The following is a 6,000-nucleotide window of genomic DNA, read 5'->3' on the forward strand; positions in this document are numbered from 1 at the left end:
TTTGAATTTGTTTAGAGTTTAGAGCTTCGTACTCCGTGCTTTGCCCCCCTTTCCCCAACCGATAACTAGTAACCAGCCACTAATTACGGTAAAATACCCTTGATGAAAGAAGACGCCACCCCCATCCGCCGCCAGTACCTCCGCATTAAAAAGCAGTACCCCAACGCCATTGTGCTGTTCCGGCTGGGGGACTTCTATGAAACGTTCGACGAGGACGCGCGGATTACCTCCAGGGAACTGGAAATCGTGCTGACCTCCCGGGAGATGGGCAAGGGCAACAAGATACCGCTGGCGGGCATCCCGTACCACGCGCTGGACGGCTACCTGGCCAAACTCATCAACCGCGGCTACAAGGTGGCCATCTGCGAGCAGCTCACCAAACCGGGGGAGGTAAAAGGGCTGGTGGAGCGGGACGTGGTGCGGCTGGTCACGCCGGGCACCGTGGTGGAGCCCAACCTGCTCAATAGCAAAAGCAACAACTACCTGGTGGCCGTGGCGGGGGGAGAAGGGGAGGTCGGCATCGCCCTGGTGGACATCACCACCTCCGAGTTCGCCGTGACGCAATTGCCTGCGGCCAGGGCCAGGACGGAAATGGAACGACTCAACCCCTCCGAGGTCATCGCCGCCGAAGGGGCGGACATCGACGGCCTGGGCGTCAAGGACAATATTACCCGCGTCGACGGCTACCGGTTCGACCTGGAGACGGCCCGCCGGACCCTGCTCGACCACTTCGGCGTAACGACGCTGGAAGGCTACGGCTGCGACCACCTGCCGCTGGCCATTAAAGCGGCGGGGGCTATCGTTTTCTACCTGGGGGAGACGCAGAAAAGCGGCCTCGGCCAGATCACGCGCCTGGCCACCTACGCCACGGAAAGCTACATGGCGCTGGACAGCCAGACCCAGCGCAACCTGGAGATTTTCCGGGGCTCCCGCTCCGGCGGCGCGGAAGGCTCGCTGCTCTCCGTGATAGACGCCGCCAGGACCCCCATGGGCGGCCGGCTTTTAAGGAAGTGGCTGGGCCAGCCGCTTTTGGACGCGGCGGCGCTCAATCAAAGGCTGGATGTTATCGATTGGTTTACGGCCAACGCCCTGCCCCGCCGCCGGATAACGGATAGGCTCAAGGACGTGGCGGACCTGGAACGCCTTATCAACCGGGTGCGGGGGGAAATAGCCATACCGCGGGAGATGGTCGCCCTCAGGCGCAGCCTGGAGGCCGTGCCCGGACTGAAAGAAATACTTGGTCATTCTGAGCGCAGCGAAGAATCCGGGGGAGCTGGGGATATTGCCGCCCCACCCCGGGATGCTTCGGTCGCTACACTCCCTCAGCATGACCCGCCTACGCCAGGGCTTCGGCGGGCAGGCAGGGAGGGGGATGGGGATGCTAAAGCAATCGGGGGGCTAATCGCGGAGCTGAAGCCCTGTAATGAAGCCATCGACCTTATTGCCAGGGCCATTGAGGACGAGCCCGCCTCTATCGTGGGGGAGGGCGGCGTTATCAAGCCCGGCTTTTCCGAGGAGCTGGATGGCCTGCGGGAGGTCTCCGGCAATGCCAAAAAGTACCTCGCCAACCTGGAGCTCAAGGAGCGGGAGCGCACCGGCATCAAGAACCTCAAAGTGGGCTTTAACAACATTTTCGGCTACTACATCGAGGTCTCCAATGCCAGTATAAAGCAGGTGCCGGACGACTTTATCCGCAAGCAGACCCTGGTCAACGGGGAGCGCTTTTTCACCCCGGAGCTTAAAGAGTACGAGTCCATGATTCTCAACGCCCGCGACCGCCTGGAGCAGGTGGAAACGGATGTTTACCGCCGCGTCTGCCGGCAGGTGGCGCTGGAAAGCGAGCGCATCCTGGCGCTGGGGGCGGCTTTAGCCCGCCTGGACGTTTACGCCGCCCTGGCGGAGGTGGCGGCGCGCCATAACTATGTGCGACCCCAGCTGAACGACGGCACGGTTATCGACATCAAAGAGGGGCGGCACCCGGTGGTGGAAAGGACCCTGACGGACGGCTCCTTCATGCCCAACGATATTTACCTCTCCAACGAAGACGCCCAGCTTATCGTCCTTACCGGGCCGAACATGTCCGGCAAGTCCACCTATTTAAGACAGGTTGCCCTTATCGTGCTGCTGGCGCAAATCGGCAGCTATGTGCCGGCGGCCTCGGCCAGGATAGGCATCGTCGACCGCATATTTACGCGCATCGGCGCCCGTGACGACCTCGCCGCCGGGCAGTCCACCTTCATGGTGGAGATGGTGGAGACCGCCAATATTTTAAATAACGCCACCCCCCGCTCCCTCCTCATCCTGGACGAGATAGGGCGGGGCACCAGCACTTATGACGGGCTGTCCATCGCCCGCGCCGTGGCGGAGTACATCCACAACCATAAAGGGCTGGGCGCGCGCACCGTCTTCGCCACCCACTACCATGAGATGACGGCGCTGGCGGGCTACCTGCCCCGGGTCAAGAACTTCAACGTGGCCGTTATCGAGGAAGCCGGCAAAGTCATTTTCCTGCATAAAATCGTGCCGGGCGGGGTGGACAAGAGCTACGGCATCCACGTGGCGCAGCTGGCGGGCCTGCCCCGGCCGGTGCTCCACCGCGCCCGCGAGGTCCTGGGGGAGCTGGAAAGCAACGGTCCCCTTCGACAGGCTCAGGGTGAGCGGGCGGCTAAAGAAAAGGCGGCGCAGATGCCGCTCTTCGGGGAGAAAACGGCGCTGGAAAAAGAGCTGGAGAAAATAGAGCCGGACGGTATGACGCCGCTGGAAGCGCTGAACAAGCTCTACGAGCTGAAGAAAAAGCTGGGAGAATAGCCGTATCCGGGGCGCCGTTCCCGCGGTTTTTATAGCTGAAATCACGACCCGGCGGGTAGTTGTTCCGCAGGATTGTCCAAATTTGCAATATTATAACTTTTATAATACGCTATATAACAATATAACGGAGGGAAGAGAATGAAAGATTTTAAAGGTAAAGTTGCGTTCATTACCGGAGGCGCTTCCGGCGCCGGGCTGGGCCAGGCCAAGTTATTTTCGGAGGCCGGCTGCAAAATAGTTATCGCCGATATCCGCCAGGACCACCTGGACCAGGCCAAGGACTATTTTAAAGGCAAAAACGCCCAGGTCCACACCATCAAGCTGGATATTACCGACCGCCGAGCGTACGCCGCGGCGGCGGACGAGGTGGAAAAGGTATACGGGGAGCCGCCGCAGCTCCTGTTCAATACTGCGGGCGTCAATGCCTTCGGACCGGCGGAAGCCTCGACCTTCGAGGACTTCGACTGGGTTATCGGGGTCAACCTCTTCGGCGTCATCAACGGCATGGTAACCTTCGTGCCGCGCATGATCAAAGCGGGCAAGGGCGGCTATATCGCCACCACTTCCTCGATGTCCGGCTTCATGGCGGCCTCCGGCTGCACGCCGTACTCGGCCTCCAAGGCCGCGGTCAACAGCCTGATGGAGTGCTACTATAATGCTCTCAAGCCTTACGGCATCGGCGTTTCCTGCCTGTGCCCGGGCGGCATCAACACCAATATTCATGAGTCGTATTTCACCCGGCCGGAACGCTACAAGAACACCGGCTATAACGTGGACGAAAAATCCATCGCCTTTGAAGGCCAGTTCAACGCCCAGGGCATGGACCCGGTGGAGCTGGCGAAAGTACTCAAGAAAGGCATCGAGGACGAGCAGTTCTTCGTACTGCCCGGCCCGGAACCGCAGAAGATGCTGCAGTTCAACTTCGACCGCATTATGAACTACACCACCCCGGAAGGGATGAAGCGCCAGGAAGAGCTCACCCGGAAGCACATGGAAGAGATGCAGGCGCACATGGGCGACCGCGCTCCCTTCTCCGGCGCGGACGAGTCCGGCTGGGGCGCCGCCAGAAAAGATTTGACCTGGGTCAAAAAGCCCCGCCGCGGCATTTAGCGGCCGGCTTACCGGTTAAAGAGCAGCGCCACTAATACCTATGGAGGCAATAAATGACATATAAAATACTGATGACGGTAATGAGCCCGGAAACGGGCGTACAGAAGAAAACGGGAGGCTTTGGTCCCCCCGGCATGGGTCCGCCGCCCGGCGCTATGGGGCCGCCGCCGCCCCCGCCTTCACCCACCCTGGCCAAACGGCTGGACACCCTGGAAAACAAGACGGTTTACCTGGTGGACACCGGCTTCGGCGGGAGCTATAATTTCATGCTCCAGCTGCAAAAGTGGTTCGCGGACAACATGCCGTCCGTCACCACCGTGCGCAAGCGCAAGCCGGGCAACGTGTTCATGGACGATAACAACGCCCTCTGGGAGGAAATTAAAGCCGCCAAGGGGGATGCCGTCGTCGTCGGGGTGGCCGGCTGACCGGGCTGCGTCACGGCGGTCGCCGGATGCTATTCAAAGCTGGAAAGAAACTACGGAATTCCCACGGTGCCTGTCTCCACGTTCGAGTACAAGACCGTCGTCAACGCCGACCCGCGGGCGGCGGTAATGCCTTTTATATATACCCCCCACCCGGTAATCGGCCTGTCTCCGGAAGCCCTGGATAAATACATCGTGGGCAACGACCCGGAAACCGGCAAACCCATTATCACGGAAATTTTAGATTTATTGACCAAACCGTTAAAAGAAGAAGCGCCGGCGGCCCCGCCGCTGACGGGCGCCCCGCCTCCCGCCCCGGCTGCCCCCGCCGCGCCGCCCCCCCCGCAGTTCCTGGGGCCGGACACGGAGGAAAATTTGCAGCGCCTGTTCTATGAAAAGGGCTGGACGGACGGCCTGCCCGTTATCCTCCCCACCGAGGAGCGGGTGCAGGCGATGCTCAAGGGTACCGCCGCCGCCCCGGACGAGGTGGTGGCTGAATCCTTCCAGTTCGATACCCATGAAATGGTGCAGTATAACGTGACCAACATCGCCATTATCGCCGTCATGGCCGGCGCCCGGCCGGAGTATTTCCCGGTGATACTGGCTACCGCCGCCACCCGGCAGTCCTCGCTGATGCCCTCCACCACCCCCTTCGAGGCCATGCTGCTGGTCAACGGGCCTATCCGTAAGGAAATCGGCCTGAACTGCGGCATCGCCGCCTTCAGCGCCGTGACCATGGCCAACTCGGTCATCGGCCGGGCCTGGACGCTGATGAGCATCTGCCACGGCTTCGCCAAGCTCCGCAGTACCCTGTGGAGCACCCAGGGCAACAACCATACCTACAACAACATGTGCGCCGGGGAAAACGAGGAGCGGAGCGTCTGGGAGCCCTTCCATGTGACCAGAGGTTTCAAGGCGGAAGAGAGCGTGGTCAGTGTCTTCCGCGGCTGGGCGATGGTGAACAGCTACGGCGCCGCTTCCAAGCGCACGCTGCTGGAAGAGCTGTGCGCCCAGTGGGCCATCATGCCCCCCATGAATTCATCCGGGACGGTCATCATGGACCCGCTGGTGGCGCGGAACCTCAAGGAGAACGAGGGTTTCGCCACCAAGAAGGACTACGCCCGCCACCTTTCGCAAAACGTTAAGATGACGGCCGGGCAATACTGGAAGACCGACCATATAGATATGCTGATGGCTTCCGAGGCGTACAAGGGCGTGGAGCCTTACGCGTCCTGGAAAAAGCTCCCGGACGATGCCCTGATTGCCCCCTACTTTAATCCGGACAACATCAATATCATCGTCGTGGGCGGGGAGACGAGCCCCCTGTGGAAAGCGGCGGACTACGGCTACTCCGGCAGTTCTTCCGTCGACCGCTGGCGCGCCTTGAACACCGGGGACGAATGCGCCGACGGCTCCTGCGGCCTCCCGGACGAAAAAACCGACGCCGATTACGACTAGAGCTGGATTTACTGACGTAGCAGAACATAGAGGGGGTTAAACACCCCCTCTTCCTTTTTCTCGCCCGACCTTTTCTCCTGTGCAAACTGGGACATAGGTTACACTTTAGACCGGGGACATAGGTAACACTTTTCCTTTGGTTTCATCTAGTAAACCAAGCTTTAAGAAACTGAACCAGACTTCCCAGACTGTGTCTGTAATT

Annotated in this window: 4 protein-coding genes; all 4 read left to right on the forward strand. The window is 60.4% G+C overall.

Annotation, left to right across the window (positions count from 1 at the left end):
* The first annotated feature begins 99 nt into the window (after positions 1-99).
* The 4 genes from mutS (at position 100) to WC370_10245 (ending at position 5,798) form a co-directional block, all read left to right on the forward strand.
* Positions 100-2,808, forward strand: coding sequence for a DNA mismatch repair protein MutS (mutS, locus tag WC370_10230; GenBank protein ID MFA5309842.1), 2,709 nt, complete (start codon positions 100-102; stop codon positions 2,806-2,808).
* Between the two features lie 138 nt (positions 2,809-2,946).
* Positions 2,947-3,918, forward strand: a complete 972-nt coding sequence (locus tag WC370_10235; protein MFA5309843.1) for an SDR family NAD(P)-dependent oxidoreductase — start codon at positions 2,947-2,949, stop codon at positions 3,916-3,918.
* Positions 3,919-3,971: 53 nt separating this feature from the next.
* Positions 3,972-4,343: a hypothetical protein gene (locus WC370_10240; protein ID MFA5309844.1), complete on the forward strand. Its 372-nt coding sequence runs from the start codon at positions 3,972-3,974 to the stop codon at positions 4,341-4,343.
* 66 nt (positions 4,344-4,409) lie between these two features.
* Entirely contained in the window at positions 4,410-5,798 is a 1,389-nt protein-coding gene (locus WC370_10245; GenBank protein MFA5309845.1) for a hypothetical protein, read from the forward strand.
* The last annotated feature ends 202 nt before the right edge of the window (positions 5,799-6,000 follow it).

It is taken from the genome of Dehalococcoidales bacterium (assembly GCA_041652735.1).
In the GTDB taxonomy this organism is placed as follows: Bacteria; Chloroflexota; Dehalococcoidia; order Dehalococcoidales; family RBG-16-60-22; genus RBG-13-51-18.